The organism is Amycolatopsis sp. NPDC039088, assembly GCF_055598845.1.
On sequence record NZ_JBVKAE010000062.1, the window covers coordinates 15,355 to 33,407 of the forward strand.

Sequence of the window (18,053 nt, forward strand, 5' to 3'; positions counted from 1 at the left end):
ACTCCTAATTTAGGAGTGTTCACACCTGTTGTGCAAGTACAATCGGGTGCATGAGCAAGAAGCGGCTGTTCGACGACCCCTGCGGCATCGCGCGAGCACTGAATGCGGTCGGCGAGCGGTGGGCGTTGCTCGTCGTGCGGGAGCTGGTCTTCGGCCCGAAGCGCTACTCCGACCTGCACCGCGGGCTGCCGCAGATGAGCCAGAACGTCCTCGCGCAGCGGTTGCGCGAGCTCGAAGCCGACGGCCTGGTGCGGCGAAGGCGCCTGGGACCGCCTGCGCCCGCCGCCGTGTATGAACTCACCGAGCGCGGGCAGGAACTGGAGCCCGTGCTCCGCGCGCTCGCCCACTGGGGCAGCCGCGCACCGCTGCCCGAGGACGGCGCGGCGGAACTGAGCGTCGACGCGCTGCTGTTCGCCCTGCGCGCCACCTTCGATCCGGCACTGGCGGGTGAGCTGTCGCTGCGCTGCCAGCTGGACGTCGCGGGCGATCGGTTCCGCATCACCGTTGCGGGCGGGCGCCTCGAGTTGGACCGCGGTGAGCACGCCGAACCCGAGGCGTGGCTGACCGTGCCGGAGGCGGCGACATTGCGCGATCTGGTGTTCGCCGGTGCGGCGCTGCACGACGCCGTCGAGCGGGCAGACACCGAGGTGGCGGGCGATACCGCGCGGCTCGCCGCACTGCTGCGCTGCTTTCCCGCAGCCGTGCGGTATCCGGCGCCGCAGGACCCCGGGTCGCCGGATCCCGTGTCGCCGGGCCTCGGGTCACCGAACGCCGAACTCCCGGATCCCGCCGTCAGCGCAGGAAGTCGTCGGGGGTGAGCGGCAGTCCGCGGACCCCGGACACCGGTGGCGAGGTTACGCCGGCCGACAGTTCAGACTCCCGCGGGCTCGCGGTACTCATCGCCGAGACGACGACGCACCACTTCGATAGCGACCCGCAACTCAACGCCCGGCGCTGGTCCACGACCGAGCATGATCGACTTGTTTCACTAGCCCATCCCCTAACGGACGGCCGGACCGGTTGCTACGTGCTCTCCGGGCCGGTCAGGTAGGCCTGTCGCGGCGTCCGGTCGTCGAGGGCTTGGTGCGGTCGCAGAGCGTTGCAGGTCTGGCGGAAGCAGTTGATCTCGACGGCGAGGGCGTTGCCGTCGCCGATGATCGCGCGGTAGAGGTGCTCGTATTTCAAGGTGCCGAAGAACCGTTCGACCACGCCATTGGTCTGCGGGCTTCTCACCCTCGTGCGGACGTGCCGCAGCACCGGGTCGTCGCTCGCGAACGCGTCCGCGAACACGGTCCCGCGGAAGCATGGGCCGTTGTCCGTGACCACCGCGATCGGCGCGGGTGCCTGGCCGGTCACGAGGTCCCCGGCATCAACGACGTCCATCTCGCCGCGGTCAGTCCGCAGGTCATCGAGGGCGAGGACCCGTTCAGCCTCGACCACCGCGCGGCGCAGGCATGCCAGCGCGTCCTGTCCCCGCGAGGTGGGGGTGACGGTGGCGGCCAGGCAGTACTTGGTGGCGTAGTCGATCACCGCGCAGATCCGCCAGATCCCGCCGCGGGCGGTCTCGAATTCGCTGAAGTCCATCTGCCACACGCGGTTCCGCTCCGTCGGCGGGTCATGGAATACCCGTTTGCGCAGCCGCGACCAGGATCGGCGATCCGCTCGAGACCCGGACGGCAACAACAGGCCGCTTCGACGCAGCGGTCGCGGCGGGCGCACGTGGACTGCGCCGACATCGCCAGCTGAGGCAGCCGTCCTCAGGCGTGCGACCTTCGTCTGCGATAAAGGCTAGGTGCCGCGCGACAACAGGCGGCACCGTGCCGTAGCCACGAACGGTGGACCCGACCCTGTGACTTGGAGGTCCAGGTCAGTGAGGGCGTCCCAAGCTTCGGCCGCCCGCAGGGACTGCCATGCCGAGGTACCGGGTACGTGCGGGTGAACCCCGGCACGCCGATCAATGACAGCTGCCGAACTGATGCGTCGGGTCTCGCGGATCCCCGTGCAAGTGCGTTCGCACGAGTTGACCAGATCGCGTTCATCCGGCCCGACGAGTGCGTTCGCACCCATCCGAGCGATCGGGCCGCCGAGGTCGAACGGGATCGGCCGCGGACGCCTGAGTGCCACACCGCCAGACGAGGCCAGCCTCTTGATCAGGCACAACAGTCTTGACACATCAAATTTTGTGCATAATGCTTCCGATTCGCCCCTCCCTGCCGAGCGAAAGAGGTGTCCATGGCGGCCACCGAGCCCCAGGTGACGAACCGGACGATGCGGCGCATCGCGATAGCGAGCGGAACCGGCACCGTCATCGAGTACTACGACTTCTTCATCTTCGCGACGGCCGCGGCCCTCGTGTTTCCCAAGGTGTTCTTCCCCGCGCTGGGCTCCGCCGCCGGGGTGGTCGCCTCGTTCGCGACGCTCGGCGTGGCGTTCGTCGCGAGGCCGGTCGGATCGGTTCTGTTCGGGCACTTCGGTGACCGGCTGGGCCGGAAACGGACCCTGGTCACGACCCTGTTGATCATGGGCCTGGCCACCGCCTTGGTCGGCCTGATGCCGACGGCCGAGCAGATCGGCGTCACAGCACCGATCCTCGTCGTCATCCTGCGGTTCCTCCAGGGACTCGCGGTCGGCGGTGAATGGACCGGTGCGACGCTGATGGCCGCGGAGAGCGCGCCCAAGGCCAAGCGCGGCTTCTGGTCGATGTTCGGCGCGCTGGGCGGGTCGATCGGTTTCGTGCTGGCGAGCGTGACGTTCCTGATCATCGGCGAGACGATGTCCGACGAGACCTTCCACAGCTACGGCTGGCGGATCCCGTTCATCGCGAGCCTCCTGCTGATCGCGATCGGGTTGTTCGTCCGGTTGAAGATCGACGAGACGCCGGTGTTCAAGGGCGAGGTGTCTCAGCGGGGCACCTCGCGGGCGCCGTTCGTGGAGGCGCTCAAGAGCCAGCCGCGTGAGATCGCCTTCGCCTCCGGAGTGCTCGTGATGACCTTCGCCTTCTACTATCTCGCCGTCGGTTACCTGATCAACTACGGCACCGCCGTGCTCAAGCTGCCCCGGACCACCGTGCTGCTGATCGGCATCGCGGCGGGCTTGATGTTCGGGCTGGCGATCGTGCTGGGAGCCGCGTACTCCGATCGCGTGGGACGCAAGAAGGTCATCCTCGCCGGGAACGCGGTGGCGGTGGTGTGGGCGCTGGCGCTGTTCCCGATCCTCGACTCGGCCTCGGCCGTCACCTTCGCGATCGGCTCCTGCGTGACGACGCTTATCGCCGGCTTCGCGTACGGGCCGGTCGGCGCCTTCATGCCGGAGTTGTTCCAGACGCGCTATCGGTACACCGCCACCGGGTTCAGTTACAACGTGGCAGGTGTCCTCGGCGGCGCGGTTCCGCCGCTCGTCGCGGCGGCGATCACCGCGGCGTACGGGGGTTTCGCGTTCGGGATCTTCCTCGCCGTGCTCTGCTTGATCAGCCTTGGCTGCACGCTCGCCCTCCGCGAGACCAGGAACGCGGAAATGAGCGAACCCGTGAAGGCTCCGGTCCACTGACGAAGTCCTTGTGGTGCCGCTCCGGGAGCGGCACCACAAGGTGTCAGTTGTCGAAGACCACGGTCGAGGCGTCGACAGCGGCACCGCCACCGTCGGCGACCAGTACGTGCCCGGTCACCATCGAGGCGTCGCCGGAGGCCAGGAACGCGCAGCATGCGGCGATCTCTTCAGGCTCCGCCACCCGCCGCAACGGAACGTGGGCCGCGCTCGCCGCATAAGCCTCGTCGAGTGTGATGCCTTCCCGCTGGGCGAGGTGGGCCATGCTCCCCTCCGCGAGCGGCGTCCGTATGAAGCCGGGGCGAACGGCATTGACCCGTACTCCCCTGGGGCCGAAGTCGCGGGCGAGCCATTTCGTGAGGCCGATGATCGCCGCCTTGGCCGCCGTGTACCCGGGCGGGCCGGCGATCAGTCCTGCGGTCGAGGCGAACAGGACCAGTGACCCGCGGTTCTCGGACACGAGAACCCGGTCGAAGCCGAGACAGCAGCCCGCTTACGGAACCCGGCTGAGGAGCTCGTCCACGGTGTTCGCGTCGCGAAGGGACGCCAGGGATTCCGCGACACTGCGGAGCAGGACGTGCCTGTCGGCCAGCCTGGCTTCGGCGAGTTCGCCCTCGAAAGCACGAATCCGGCCTAGCAGTTCAACCAGGGCCGGTGGCGCGGTTTCGCCCGTGCGTCGCAGGGTCTCGCCCATGACGGCGTTCCAGAGTCTGCCCAGTACCGTCTTGGCTTCGTCCGCCCACGGGCCGCCCGGCCGGGGAATCGGGAGGTCGAGGCCCAGCGTGGAACTCACGTCGGTGCACAGATCGCGATACCGCCGCGCGAGGGCCTCGTCCGCTTCCATCGTCCACCGCGACAATCCAGGCTTCTATCGACAATATATGATCTATTGCCTCCCTGCCAGCTTCAGCGCGGCGGCGAGGAACGGCCACGAGGTGCGCAGTTCTCGCTCCCAGTAGGGCCAGCTGTGCGTACCGTCGCCGTAGTAGTCCACGGTCACCGGGATCCCGCGAAGCCGGAGCCGGTCGGTGAAAGTGCGAGACGACGCCGACGCGGCGGCCTCGATGGGATCGGTCGACCACGGGTTTCCCGCTTGGCGACCGTCGCCCGAAGAGACGTACAGGGCGGTGCCCCGCAGGTCGTCGACGTGATCGAAGGGATTGCGCGAGCTCCAGGCGGCGTGGTCCCACCACTGCGAACCCCACAGGTCCTCGGGTCCGTGGCCCTGACGGACGAGGATCAGCTGGATCAACTGGGCCGCGGTGGGCAGCAGCGTGTTGGGAAGACCGCTGTAGGACGCGGCCGCGGCGAACATTCCCTTGTGTCGGAAGGCGTAGGCCATCGCACCGTAGCCGCCGGTGGACAGTCCGGCCACCGCCCGGGTCTGGTTGACCCGGAATCTGCTTTCGATCACTTGCCGCACTTCGGTCGTGTGGAACGTTTCCCAGTCCGGTTTCCCGGAGCGCCACGCGGAGTAGAACGCCGCGTACCCACCGGCGGGCATCACCACCACGACGTCCTTGTCCGCGGTGAACTCTTCGACGTCGGTGTGCGCGGCCCAGCCGAGATAGTCCGGTGTCGGCACGGTGTCCTGATCCGCGCAACAGCCGTGCAGCAACCACAGTTGCGGGAACGAGCGTTCGGGCCGAGCGGCGTAGCTCGACGGGACCAGCACCCTGACCATGGCGGTGGTGCCGAGCGCGGGCGAGTCGATCACGAGATCCGTCGTCCGCTCGCCGACCCGGACCTCGCCGACGACGCGGGCACCTTCGGCGGACGCGGGCGGGATCGTCACGCCCGCGGCGACGACGAGCAGAACGATCGCGATCCTGAACAGCCGTCTCATCGGGTGTCCTCCGGGAAGTCGAATGCGGCGGACAAGGCGGCCGCGAGAGCCGTGACGTGTGGCGGGTCGATCATCGAGACGTGGTCCCCGGGCACCCGCGCGACCCGCAACCGCGGGCACAGCGCGTCCCAGCCAAGAGCTTCATCGGTCCGCAGATACCGCGGATCCAGCATCGTCGTCAGCGGATGCGGCTGATCCGCCCGGAGCAGCACAACCGGTCCGTGCCACGGGCGCGGGTTGTACCGCTCGGCCACCAGCGCGTCCACAGAGGACGTTCGCTGATGAAGCAGGACGCCCTCGCCGATCCCGGGCACTGCCATGCGGACCCGGTCGAGCACGAGCCCGATCCGGTCGTTCTCCCCGACGGCGGCGAGTTCGTCGTAGGACAGTCCGAGCGGGACGCCATAGGTTTGCTCGATGTGTTCGGTGAAGCGGATGAACCGGTCGAGCGGTGCGGTGTCCGGCCCGGGCAGCGGGAGGATCGAGTCGATGAGCACCACCGGCCCGACCAGCCTGCCTCGTTCGGTGAGCACCCGGGCGACTTCGTAGGCGAGATAGCCCCCGAAGGACCAGCCCGCCAGCGCGCAGGGGCCGTCCGGTTGCCGGACGATGATCAGGTCGGCGTAATGCGCGGCTTTCTCTTCGACGGAGTCGAAGTGGTCGATCCGCTCGTAGCCGAGGCACGGACGACCGAGCGCGGCTACGAGGGGCTGGTACACGCTCGTGGCCCCGCCCGCCGGATGGAACAGGTGCAGCGGCGGGCCATCCCCGTCTCGCAGGGTGCGGACGGTGCCTTCAGGAGAGGCGTCGAGCAGGTCGCGGACGACATCGGCCATGGCGGCCACGGTGGGGGTGTCGAACAGACCGGGCGGTTCGGTACCGAGGCGCCGGGTGACGGCCTCGCGCAACCGCCCGGAGGCCGCGGTCGTGCCCGCGAAATCGTCATGTACACCGACTTCGGGCACGTCCAGGATCTCGCACCACAGCGACGAGATCCAGCGTTCCGCGTGGTCGCGGGCTCCGACGACGACAGGAGCGGCGCCGGCCTCGATGCCAAGGTCCGCGGCGATGGCGGCGGCGATCTCGGACGTTCCCGCCCCTCGCAGGAGCAGGGCGGTGGACGGCTGGGTGCCGAACTCCCGCAGCACCGCCGTGCGCAACCGTAAGGCAGTCAATGAGTCCAGGCCCAGTTCGAGCAGCGGTGTCCGTGGATCCGGTGGAGAGATCCCCAAGACGTCGGTGACGCAGACGAGCAGGCGTTCTTGGACGGTGCCACTTCTCCCTGCCTGCGTGGCGCGGGTGACGAGGCCGGCCAGGAACGGCCGGTCCACCAAGGCCGGGAAGGCGTCGGCAGCGGCGTTCAGGTCGCTGTCCAGCAGGCCGAACGCCGGACGGCCATCGGCGAGGACCGCGCCGAGCGCGTCCAGGGCGGAGGTGGGATCGATCGAGGCCAGTCCCGCGTTGAGCCGCTCTTCGGCACCGTCACGGGTCCACGCGGCCCAGTTGACGGTGGTCGCGGGCAGTCCGGCGGCCCGCCGGGCGGCCACCAGCGCGTCCAGCCAGGCGTTGGCGGTGGCGTGCGCGGCCTGGCCGGGCGAACCGACCAGACCGGCCAGCGAGGACTGCGCGAGCCACCAGTCCAGTTCGACGTCCTTCGTGGCTTCGTGCAGCCGCAGGCCACCGATGACCTTGGGCCGCCAGGCGCGGGCCAGGTCGTCCGCGTCCAGCTCGGTCAGGACGCGATCCGCGAGCAGGCCGGCACCGTGCACGACTCCCCGCAGGCGAACGCCGCCCTCCTGCGCACGTTCGACGAGCCGCTCGGCCACCCCGGATTCGGCCAGGTCGCCGAGCACGACGTCGACGTGCGCCCCTCGAGCACGCAGACCGTCGAGCACACCGGGGGCCGGTCCGGTCCTGCCGTTGAGGACCAGCCGGGTCGCGCCGTGATCCACCAGCCACCGCCCGGTCAGCAGGCCGAGTTCGCCCAGACCGCCGGTGATCACGTAGGCACCCGGCCCGACCGGGACCGGGCCTGCCGCCGGGACGGTTCGAGTCAGTTTCGCGGCGAAGCGGCGACCTTCGCGCCAGGCGACCTCGTCCTCCGGCTGGTCCGCGCGGAGTTCCGCAACCAACGAATCCATCCGATCCAGGTCCACCTGTGTCGCGCGCAGCCCGGGATGTTCGAAGGCGAGCACCCGGATCACCGCGCGGAGCGAAGCGAGACCGGGCTGACCACCCTCCCCCGGTAGCACGGCGCGCGCTCCCCTCGTGACGAGCCACAGACGTGGTGGTTCAGGCCGGTCGGCCAGTCCCCGCACCAGAGTGGCCACCCGCAGCACCTCTCGCTGGGCGGCGCCGGGGTCGGCGGCCTCTCCGGCGACCAGCACCACCGCGTCGGCCGGGCGGGAGGGGTCAGTGTGCACCCAGTCCCCCACTTCGGTGAGAGCGGCGGCAAGCTCAGGTTCGTCCACTTCGGACACCAGCGCCCAGGTTCTCGGGCCGGATGTCGCCGGTGGCAACGGAACGGGCTCCCAGCATGGTTCCAGTACGGTGACCGGTTTCTTCAATCGCGAAGCACGGACTCGCGCGAATTCGACCAGAACGGTGTCGTCGTCGGCCAGCAACTGGACGGTGCCGGTGATGCCCTCCGGGGTGGACCCGGTGACCTCGGCCGCGCACCAGGTGCCGCGCGAGGGATCGCCGAGCAGCCGGACCGAGCCGAGGACGGTGGGCACGTACCGTCCGGGGGAGGTCCCGGAACTCGCCGCGGCCGCGGCGAGGACGTGGAGGCAGGCGTCGGCGAGCGCGGGATGCAAGGAATACGCCGGGTGGTGTGTCGCCTCCTCGGGCAGCGTCAGGCGGGCGGACGCGGCTCCGTTCGCCGCGTGCACCCCGTGGAGTGCGCGGAAAGCCGGTCCATACGCGTGGCCGGCGTCGGCGAAACGGCTGTACAGGTCGATATCCGGCCCCTCGACCCGTGACAGCGGTGGCGGGGCGGCCGTGCCGTCGTCCACGACCGTGGCCCGGGCGTGGGTGACCCATTCGCCCGCCGAACGTGCCAGCACCGTGAACTCGTCACCGGTCAGGCTCGAGGTGACCGTGACCGGTGCCGACAGGTGCAGGAGGGCCTCCAGGGTCAGCTCGCGGACGGCCTTGCCGCCTGCGGCCAGTGCCAATTCCAGGTAGCCGGTGGCCGGGAAGACAGGGATGTCCTCCAGGGCGTGGTCGGCGAGCCACGGGAGACGTTCGGCCGAGATCTCCGCCTGCCACAGGTGACGGCCGTCCTCCGGTACCTCGACGTATTCGCCGAGCAGCGGATGCCTGGCCGGAAACGCCGTCGTGGCGCGCCAGTACCGGGTGTGCCGCCAGCGTGGCCCGGGTAGGTCCAGGACCGGCGCCTCCGGATAGTGCCCATGCAGCGCGCCGGGATACCCGGCGGCGTGCAGTCCCGCGAGCGCGGGCATGAAGCCGTCGGCGTCGCGGCTGGTGCTCGCCAACGCCAGAGTGTCCGGGCCGCAGGTGTCCTCGATGGCGGTCAAGGTCACCGGATGCGGCGCGATCTCCAGGAAGATCGAGTGCCCGCGTTCCCTGGCGGCCTGCAAAGCCTGCACGAAGCGCACCGGGCGCCGCAGGTTGGCCGTCCAGTGGTCTAGGTCGAATTTCGGTTCCGTCAGCGGGTCTTCGGGCACGCTCGAGAACACCCGGACCGAAGGCGCCGACGACGTCACCGTCCCGACAGCGTCGCGGAATCGCCGTAACCCCGGCTCGACGGCCGCGGTATGCGCGGCCGCCCCGATGGGCAGGAGACGGGCGAACCGTCCTTCAGCCGACACCCAGGCCACAAGGCGGTCGACGGCCGGAGCGGGCCCGGCGACGGTGCACTGGCCGGGCGACGCGTACACCGCGACCTCCAGGCCGGGAAACCGAGTGTCCACTTCGGACGCCGACAGTTCGACCACCGCCATCGCGCCCGCGTTCGCGATGTCCAGCCCGGCGAGAAGCCGCGCCCGCTCCAGGACCACCAGCAGCCCCTGCCGGACCTCCAGCGCTCCCGCGACGACCGCGGCGGCGACCTCCCCCACCGAATGCCCCACCACGGCGGCCGGGGGTACCCCACGGCTTTCCCAGTACCGCGCGAGAGCGACCTGCACACCGAACAGCGCCGGTTGCGCCACCCGGAGATCGCCGTCGTCACCTTCCAGCGCGTCGCGCAAAGAGAAACCGCATACCTCGGCGAACACGGGGTCCAGGTCGGCCACGGCGGCGGCGAAATCGGGTTCGGCGGCGGCCAGCCGTGTCCCCACGCCGGTCCAGGACGCCCCGAACCCGGAGAAGACGAACACGGGCGCGGCCGCTTCGGCACGGACGAGACCCGTGGTCACCTCCGGCGCGGTGTCACCGCGCGCGATCGCCCGCAGCCCGGCGACGGCGGCGGCACGGTCGGCCGCGCGCACGACGCCACGGACACGGCCGTGGTCACGCCGCCGCGCCAAGGCCGCGGCCACCGACGGCAGAGGTGTGTCGGATCGTTCTTCGAGCCAGTCCGCGAGATCGGCGGCCTGGGTGGCGAGCCGGTCGGAATCCGCACCGGACACGGCGAAAAGTTCGGTCCGGTGTTCGCCGTCAGGCGCGGGAGCCGGTGCCTTGGGCCATTCCTCCACCACGACGTGGGCGTTGGTGCCTCCGAAGCCGAACGCCGAGACGCCGGCGCGAGCACGGCCTGAATAGCGCGGCCACGGCGCGGGGTTGCGCACCACACTCAGACTGTCGAAAGCGATGTGCGGATTGGGTTCCCGGAAGTGCAGGCTGCGCGGGACGGCGCCGTGGTCGAGGGCGAGGACGACCTTGATCAGCCCCGCGATCCCAGCCGCCCCTTCCAGATGCCCCAGGTTGGTCTTCACCGATCCCAGCAGTAGCGGGTTTTCCGACGTCCTCCCGGAGCCGAGTGCCGTCCGGAGCGCGCCCGCTTCGATCGGGTCGCCCAGCAGGGTTCCGGTGCCGTGCGCCTCCACGTAGTCCACAGTGGACGCGTCGACCCGGGCGGCGTCGTAGGCTTCGCGCAAGAGATCGGCCTGCGCCGCGGGATTGGGCGCCATCAACCCGTTGGACCGGCCGTCGGAGTTGACCGCGCTGCCGCGCAGGACCGCGAGGATCCGGTCGCCCGCTGACCGGGCGTCCGCCAGCCGCCGCAGGACGACGACCCCGCATCCCTCGCCGCGTACGATCCCGTCGGCAGCGGCGTCGAAGGCCTTGCAGCGTGAGTCGGCGGCGAGCAGCCCGGCACGCCGGAAAGTGATGAAGGGACCTTCGCTGAGCAAGAGGTTCACCCCACCGGCCAACGCGAGGTCACACTCTCCCCGTTGCAGGCTCACCAAGGCCTGGTGCACCGCGACCAGCGACGAGGAGCACGCCGTGTCCACGACCACCGAGGGGCCTCTCAGGTCCAGCAGGTACGACAGCCGGTTGGCCACGATCGCGGTCGACGCCCCGGTGCCCGACCAGGCGTCGACCCGGCCGGGATCGGCCATGCTCAACGCCCCGTATTCGGCGGCCGAGACACCCGCGAAGACCCCCGTCCGGCTGCCCCGAAGCCCACCCGGGGCGATACCCGCGTGCTCCAGAGCCGCCCAGGCGACCTCCGCCATGATCCGCTGCTGCGGATCCATCGCCTCGGCCTCGTGGGCGGTGACACCGAAGAATTCCGCGTCGAAGCCAGCGACGTCGTCGAGATAGCCGCCGGTTTCGTCGGGTCCTTCACGGCCGGAAGGCCGAGGACCGATGACGTCTCGTCCGTCGGTCAGCAACTCCCAGAACCCGGCGGGCGAGTCGATCCCGCCCGGCAGCCGGCAGCCGAGCCCGATCACCGCGATCGGCTCCGCCTCGACGGCGGGACCGGTCGTGGTGCCCTGGGGATCGGGTGCGAGCAGCGCGGCGACCAGTTCGGTGACACTCGGGTGCCGGTAGACCAGATCCGGGGTGACAGGCCTGCCCAGCACGTCACCGAGTTCGCCTGCGACGCCGATGGCGTCACGCGACGAGACGCCCAGGTCGCGCAGCGGCCGGTCCACCTCGATCAGGCCGGGCGGCAACGACGTCAGTTCCGACAGGCGGGTGACCAGCCAGGCGGTGAGCTCGGCGGGGGTCACGCGAACTCCGCCAGGTACCGGTCACGGCAAGCCGACCGGGCGATCTTCCCGCTGGAGGTGCGGGGCAACGTGTCCGGTTCGACGAGCCGCACGTCCTGCAAGGCGAGCCCGTGCCGCCGGGCGACCGCGGCACGCACGGTCGCCGCGAACCGCAACGTGTCCACGTCACCCGGCTCGATCCGGCGGTTGCGCTCGGCGAGGACGACCGCGCGTTCACCGCCCGGGGTGTTCACGGCGAACGCGACGCTGTTGCGAGGCCGGACGGCGTCGTGCGCACCCTCGACAGTGTCTTCGACGTCCTGCGGGTAATGGTTGCGTCCGTCCACGATGATCAGATCCTTGATCCGTCCGGTCACGTACAACTCCCCCTTGTGCCGTGCGCCCAGGTCACCGGTGCGCAGCCAGCGGCCGAGGCCGGGCCGGTCGGCCAGGCGCGCGCCGAACACGGCGGCGGTCTCCACCGGCCGGTTCCAGTAGCCACGCCCGACGTTGGGACCGTTCACCCAGATCTCGCCCACCGTTCCGTCGGGCACCTCGCGCTCGGTGCCCGGGTCGACCACCAGCACCCGCTGGTCTATCGACCGTCCACAGGAGACAAGTTCGACACCGTCGTCCGCCGCTTCGGTGAGTTGTCCGTCCGCGAGCGCCGCCCGGTCGAATCGCCGTCCTCTCGCGACGGAACCCGCCGTGCTGGCCGAGACGTACACCGTGGCCTCGGCCAGCCCATAGGACGGACGGTGTGCCTCGGGTCTGAGCCCGCATTCCGCGAATGCCTCCCGGAAGCGCTCGATCGCGGACGATCGAACGGGCTCACTGCCGTCGACGAGGGCGAGAACGGTGTCCAATCGCAACAACGCTTTCTCCGGCCCGCGGACCCGCGCGGCGGCGTAGGCATAGGCGAAGCCGGGTGCCGCGGTCACCGCACCGGGGTTGTCCGACAGCGCCTGCAGCCATCGCAGCGGCTGTTCCAGGAACGCCAGTGGCCGCATCAGGACGGTGCGGACCCCGCTCACCAGCGGCCCGGCGACCGACAGCATCAGCCCCATGTCGTGGAAGAGCGGCAGCCAGCTCACCGTGATTCCTTGCCCGCGGCTGACCCCGTAGGCCGCGCAGGCCTGCCGTGCGTTGGCCACGACGTTCCCGTGCGTGATGACCACACCGCGCGGGGTGCCGGTGGAACCCGACGTGTATTGCAGGTACGCGACGTCGTCGGATGTCAAGGCGACCGCCGCGGTTTCCCCACGCGCGTCCGGAACCTCCTCCACCGCGTGGACGACGACGTCGCTCATCCCCCGCTCGTCGAGAAAGGCCCGAACCTGCCCGCTCTCGTCCGCTCCGGTCAGCACCAGGCGGGGTGCGCAGTCGGCGAGCACAGCGGCGAGCCTGTCCCCATGGCCCGGCAGATCCGGGCCGAAGAGCGGCACCGCCACCGCGCCCGCACGCAGGATCCCGAGGAAAGCCGTGATGTACTCGGGACTCTGATCCGCCATGATCACCACCGGTTCCCCAGCGTTCACCCTCGACCGCAGCCAGACCGCGATGTCGGTGGCCCGGTCGTCGAGCCGACGCCAGGTCAGCGAGATCGCGCGCCCGGCGGGATGCCGCCGGTGGTCCAGGAACGTGAGGGCCACGGCGTCGCCGTCCAAGGCGGCACACGCCGCGAGCTGCCCTGGCAACGGCGCGATGGCCGTCGAAACAGGTGCGACCGAGATCATCGAATCTTCCTCACTTCGTCGGTGTGCGGGGGAAGGATCAGGCGCGTGGCCAGCAACGCGGCCACGGCGGTCAGAACCGCGGAAAGGGCTAGTGCGCGGGTGTAGCCGTCGACGAGCGGGCCGATCGCGACCAGCGCCCCGGCCAAGCCGACACCAACGGCGCCCGACAGCTCACGTGACGCGGACAGTAGCCCGGCGGCGGTGCCCGCCAGCCGGGACGGGACGTCCTCCAGCACCCGCGTGGTCAGCGGAGCGGTGAAAGCGGAGCCGAACCCGATCAGCGCGAGCGCGGCGAGTCTCGGAACGATCGCGGGCTCGTTCCCGAAGACCGCGAGCGTCCCCAGGCCGGCGGTCACCGTGACGAGCCCACCCGCGACCGCCACGCCGGCGCCCAGCACGCTCACCACTCGTCCGACGAGGGGTGTCACCGCGATCACCGCCAGCGCCACGATCACCAACGGCAGGGCGGCGGCCACTGGCCCAACACCGAACAACTCCCCGTATGCCAGCGGCGTGAAAAACGCGACGCCGGTGATGCCGATCCCCCAGAGTGCCTGTAGCAGCAGGGATCCGGTCAAAGTCCGGTGTCGCACCAGCTCCGGCAACGCCCGGCGGAGCCGCGGAGTCCTCTCTCCCGACTCGGCCGGCGCCGCTCCGGCGAGCAGCAGCACGACCACGGCACACGCCAGCACCACCCAGAACACCCACCGCCAGTGTCGGTACTCACTCAGTGCCCCGCCGAGGACCGGCCCGCCGGCCAGGCCGCAGGCCAGCGCCGCCAGCCATGCGGCCACCCCGGTCGTCCGGTGAACGGGTGGAAGGGCTGACTGCAGGAGGGTCAACGTGGCGGGCACGATCGCCGCGGCCGCCACACCCTGCACCACCCGGCCCACCAGCAGCGGGGCAGTCCCGCAAGCGGTCGCAGCGAGAAGAGCCCCGAGCGCGAACCCGGCGCCGCCCCACCGCAATACCACCCGCGCGCCGAACCGATCGATCACCGGTCCGGTGAACACCAGCAGCGTGGCGAAGGGCAGCGCGTAGCCCAGTCCCAGCCACGGCACCAACCCGATGCCGGCGCCGAGATCCGCGACGACGGATCCGGCAGCCGCCGCGACGATCGTGTTGTCCACCGCGACCAGGAAGGCGACCGTGACGATCAGCGCGAGCACGGACCTCGTCCGTCCACAGTGGAGTGTTTGGTCATCCGGGCGGCAGATTCCCATTTCCACTCCACTCTTCATCGAGTCAGGCGGCGCTTTCCCGTTACGACGGTAAGGAGCCGCCCCGTCACCGGCTGTCCAACTTCTTGGACAGTCACCACCGGTCAAAGCTCCTTTACTTCGAAGCGAGCCCCGCTCCGCTGATCTGGCTCAACGTCGAGAAGTTCACAACACGGAGGTTTCACGCGCTCATGTCCAGAAATCCTCTTTTCCGCCCCCGTCGCGCGGCGGCCGGTCTCACGGCCGTCCTGTCGCTCCTCGCCGGAGGCCTCCTGGCGTCGTCACCGGCGAACGCCGCCACCGCCACCCCGGGCAGGTTCCTGCTCGTGGGTGGTCTGCTCTCCCAGAATGTCGCGGTACACGGTGTCGCCAAGGACGGCACGCTTTCCAAGGTCTCCGGATCGCCGTTCTCCGCGTCCGCCGGCTTTTCGATCGTCGTCACCCCCGACGGCAAGAAGGCCTACGTCGCCAGCCTGACCGGCTCATCGATCACCGGGTACCGGATCGGCGCCGACGGCAAGCTCACCGCGATTCCCGGCGGCAAGATCGGTACCGGCGCGGCCGTCGTCGGCCTCGCCCTCACCCCCGACGGCTCACGACTGTTCGCGACCATGGGCGGCGGGGAGAACGAGGTCCGGTCCTACGACGTCGCCGCGTCCGGCGCCATCACCAAGACCACCGCACCCCCGGCGGCGGTTCCCGGTGGCAGCGCGCTCAGTCTGCCCGCCCTCACCCCGGACGGCCGGTTCCTGTTCGTCACCAGCACCCTGCTGTCCAAGGTGACCAGTTTCGCGGTCGCACCGGACGGCCGTCTCACGCTGATCGGCCAGTACCCCACGGGCAACGTCCCGGCGCTGCCCGCGGTCACTCCCGACGGCCGGTTCCTCTACGTCAGCAACGAACAAGGCGCCAGCATGATCGGGTACGCCATCGGCGGGGACGGCACACTCACCCCGACACCGGGTGGCCCGTACCCGACCGGGGATCTCCCGCACGGCGCGGCGATCACCGCCGACAGCGGCCGTCTGTACGTGCCCACCGCGGGCAGTGGCGCGGTCGAAGGATTCCGGATCGGTGCGGACGGCGCGCTCACTCCTTTGCCCGGTTCGCCGTACGACGCTCCGGACGGCATGCCGGGCCGCACGATCCTGAGCCCGGATGGGAAGGTGCTGTTCCTGGCCGACGTCTTCTCCCCCGGGGTGACTTCGCGGGTGCACAGCTACAACGTCGGCGAGAACGGCGGCCTGGCACCGACAGGGCAGCCCGCCACGAACACGGGCGTGCTGATGAACGACGGCCCGTCCGCCGTGCTCACCCCGGATCAAGGGCCGACCGCGGCGGTGCGCGTGGTGTCCGCTCAGGGCGGCACCGGCTTCTTCTCCGCGGCGGCGTCGTCCGATCCTGACGGAAGGATCGTGCGGTACGACTGGGACTTCGGTGACGGGCAGATCTTGACGACGACGGAGCCCGAGGTCGCGCACACGTTCGCCGACGACGGTCCGCGGACCGTTAACGTCACCGTGACCGACGACGAAGGCTGCTCGACGAAGGCGGTCTTCACCGGACAGACCGTCAGCTGCAACGGCGGACCGCGGGCGACCGCGAGCGTCACCGCTCAGTAGCCCTTCCGGGAAAACACGGCGGCCCACCGTCCACTACGGACGGTGGGCCGCATTCGTCTGCCGGAAGGCAGCGCCCTCTGGACGACCACAGGGCAAGGATTCCGAGGCAGAGAAGACAGAGCCGAGACCGCCTGAGAGGACGCGATGGTCGCAAGTCCACCCAGCGGGCGCTCATGGGAGAACTCCTCACCTGGACGGGGAACGACACCTGTCGAGTCCGTTCAGGCCAGTGTGACAAAGCGCGACCGCGTCCGGGAGGGACGGGTTTGTCCCTCCCTCGATCGTGGTTACTTCCGTAACTTAGAGGCATTATATATTTAACGCTCGCTTTTTCTGTCGACCGTGCCGAAGGAGTCGCGATGACAGACCGGACGGTACCGCGCGACACCACCCCGCTGAGCCGCGCGGCAGAACCGGTCCTCGAGCGCTTCGCCGCCGAACTCGACGGTTCCCCCCTCGCGCTGGTCCTGGCCGATCACACGGCCAAGGTCGTCGGCGTGCGCTCGGCGAACCGGTCGTTTCATCGGACCATCGAGGAACTCGGAATCACGCCGGGCGTCTCCTTCGGCGAGGACGAGATCGGGGTCAACGCGGTGGGCACACCGGTGGAGACGAGGCGTGGACTGCTCGTCCGCGGCCCCGAGCATTCACTGGCGTCCTTCCACACGTTCACTTGTTACGGACACCCGATCGTCCATCCGATCACCCGCAGGCTCGAAGGGGTGCTCGGGATCGGCAGGCCGTCCGGACAGGACGACCGGCTCTTCCCACCACTCGTCCAGCGGATGGTCCGCGATATCGAGGACCGCCTGCAATTGGCCTCCCCCAATGCCCAGCGCCTGCTACTGACCGCGTTCCAACGGGCCGCGCGCCGGCGCGACCGCCCGGTGATCGTGCTCGGCGAGGGTCTGGTGCTGGCCACCCCAGCAGCATTGGACCTGCTGCAACCCGCTGATCACGTGGCCGTCCGGGCCTGCGCCGAACAGGCACCGTCGCGTCCCGGCGAGACACAGCGCCTCGACCTGGCTTCCGGCCGCGCCGTCGCGGTGCGCTGTGCCCCCATCGACGGGGGTCACGGTGTGCTGGTGGACATCCTCGCCGATGCCCCGGCACACCGGCGCGACCGCGATCACGAACCAGGCTGGCCACTTCTCGTGGTCGGCGAGGTGGGCAGCGGGCGTACCACTGCCGCGAAGGAGGCCACCAGTCACGAGCCGACGACGCTGGACGCCGCCGAAATCGTGCGGCAGGGCGAGCAAGCATGGGCCACCGCGATGGACGACGTACTCGGAACCCCGGGACAGGCCGTGATCGTGGAGAACGCCCAACTGCTTTCCGAGCGGATGACCGCGCTGCTGATCCAGCGACTGCGCGATACCCTGCGCGAGGTCGTGGTGGTCTCGACTCCGGACGGCCTGCGCGCGCCGCTGGCCGGGCTGTGTGCGGCGCGCCGGAATCTGCTGCCCCTGCGGCGGCGCCGACACGAGATCCCCCGGCTTGCGCAGCGGATGCTGGACGACGCCGTGGGGAAGGGCCGTACCCGTCTCACCACCGACACCTTGAGCGTGCTGACCGCGCAACCCTGGCCCGGAAACCTGTCCGAATTGCGGCGGGTCGTGCAGGCGATCGCCGAGGTGCGCTCCGCGGGCGACATCCTCCCCGCGGATCTTCCCGAGTCGTATCGCGGGAGACCGTCGCCCGATTCCCCGCTGCGCGAAGCCGAACGCGAAGTCATCGTGGCCGCGATCCAGGCCGCGGGCGGGAACAAACAGAAAGCGGCGACCGCGCTCGGGGTCAGCCGCTCGACGCTCTACAACCGGATACGCGCGCTGCGCATCGACTGACCCGCGGTGAGGGTCGGGAGTGTTAGAGCCTGTCTTTGAACCTGTCTAGGTGGTCCTGGCCCGCTTTTTGGGCGGGTCAGGCGCCTGGTCATCATAGTGATCATGGAGATGTTGATG

General features: G+C 70.0%; 11 protein-coding genes. 4 read left to right on the forward strand and 7 right to left on the reverse strand.

What is annotated here, in order from left to right; genetic code table 11:
• Nucleotides 1-50: 50 nt before the first annotated feature.
• On the forward strand, nucleotides 51-818 hold the full coding sequence (locus ACZ7KI_RS41320) for a winged helix-turn-helix transcriptional regulator (RefSeq protein WP_470278451.1): 768 nt from the start codon (nucleotides 51-53) through the stop codon (nucleotides 816-818).
• Nucleotides 819-1,023: 205 nt separating this feature from the next.
• On the opposite strand, the gene ACZ7KI_RS41325 is transcribed toward ACZ7KI_RS41320, so the two are convergent.
• Nucleotides 1,024-1,719 carry a transposase gene (locus tag ACZ7KI_RS41325; protein WP_470278452.1) on the reverse strand — a complete coding sequence of 232 codons (696 nt, stop codon included), beginning with the start codon at nucleotides 1,717-1,719 and terminating at the stop codon, nucleotides 1,024-1,026.
• A 513-nt stretch (nucleotides 1,720-2,232) separates the two neighbouring features.
• On the opposite strand from ACZ7KI_RS41325, the gene ACZ7KI_RS41330 reads away from it, so the two are divergent.
• Nucleotides 2,233-3,546: an MFS transporter gene (locus ACZ7KI_RS41330; RefSeq protein ID WP_470278453.1), complete on the forward strand. Its 1,314-nt coding sequence runs from the start codon at nucleotides 2,233-2,235 to the stop codon at nucleotides 3,544-3,546.
• A 43-nt stretch (nucleotides 3,547-3,589) separates the two neighbouring features.
• On the opposite strand, the gene ACZ7KI_RS41335 is transcribed toward ACZ7KI_RS41330, so the two are convergent.
• From ACZ7KI_RS41335 to ACZ7KI_RS41360, 6 genes are read right to left on the reverse strand one after another with little or no spacing between them, the layout of a single operon-like run.
• Nucleotides 3,590-4,003 carry an SDR family NAD(P)-dependent oxidoreductase gene (locus ACZ7KI_RS41335; RefSeq protein WP_470278454.1) on the reverse strand — a complete coding sequence of 138 codons (414 nt, stop codon included), beginning with the start codon at nucleotides 4,001-4,003 and terminating at the stop codon, nucleotides 3,590-3,592.
• 33 nt (nucleotides 4,004-4,036) lie between these two features.
• Nucleotides 4,037-4,387, reverse strand: coding sequence for a hypothetical protein (locus ACZ7KI_RS41340; protein WP_470278455.1), 351 nt, complete (start codon nucleotides 4,385-4,387; stop codon nucleotides 4,037-4,039).
• 42 nt (nucleotides 4,388-4,429) lie between these two features.
• Nucleotides 4,430-5,389, reverse strand: coding sequence for an alpha/beta hydrolase (locus tag ACZ7KI_RS41345; protein WP_470278456.1), 960 nt, complete (start codon nucleotides 5,387-5,389; stop codon nucleotides 4,430-4,432).
• A complete protein-coding gene (locus tag ACZ7KI_RS41350; protein WP_470278457.1) occupies nucleotides 5,386-11,535 on the reverse strand; it encodes a beta-ketoacyl synthase N-terminal-like domain-containing protein in 6,150 nt (2,049 codons plus the stop codon). Before ACZ7KI_RS41350 ends, ACZ7KI_RS41345 begins: the two co-directional genes overlap by 4 nt.
• Complete coding sequence (locus ACZ7KI_RS41355; protein WP_470278458.1) at nucleotides 11,532-13,250, reverse strand: fatty acyl-AMP ligase; 1,719 nt, start codon at nucleotides 13,248-13,250, stop codon at nucleotides 11,532-11,534. Before ACZ7KI_RS41355 ends, ACZ7KI_RS41350 begins: the two co-directional genes overlap by 4 nt.
• Complete coding sequence (locus ACZ7KI_RS41360; protein ID WP_470278459.1) at nucleotides 13,247-14,419, reverse strand: MFS transporter; 1,173 nt, start codon at nucleotides 14,417-14,419, stop codon at nucleotides 13,247-13,249. Before ACZ7KI_RS41360 ends, ACZ7KI_RS41355 begins: the two co-directional genes overlap by 4 nt.
• A gap of 242 nt (nucleotides 14,420-14,661) precedes the next feature.
• Between ACZ7KI_RS41360 and ACZ7KI_RS41365 the strand changes: the two genes are divergently transcribed.
• Nucleotides 14,662-16,092, forward strand: coding sequence for a beta-propeller fold lactonase family protein (locus ACZ7KI_RS41365; protein WP_470278460.1), 1,431 nt, complete (start codon nucleotides 14,662-14,664; stop codon nucleotides 16,090-16,092).
• A gap of 359 nt (nucleotides 16,093-16,451) precedes the next feature.
• Nucleotides 16,452-17,936: a helix-turn-helix domain-containing protein gene (locus tag ACZ7KI_RS41370; protein ID WP_470278461.1), complete on the forward strand. Its 1,485-nt coding sequence runs from the start codon at nucleotides 16,452-16,454 to the stop codon at nucleotides 17,934-17,936.
• Nucleotides 17,937-18,053: the final 117 nt, after the last annotated feature.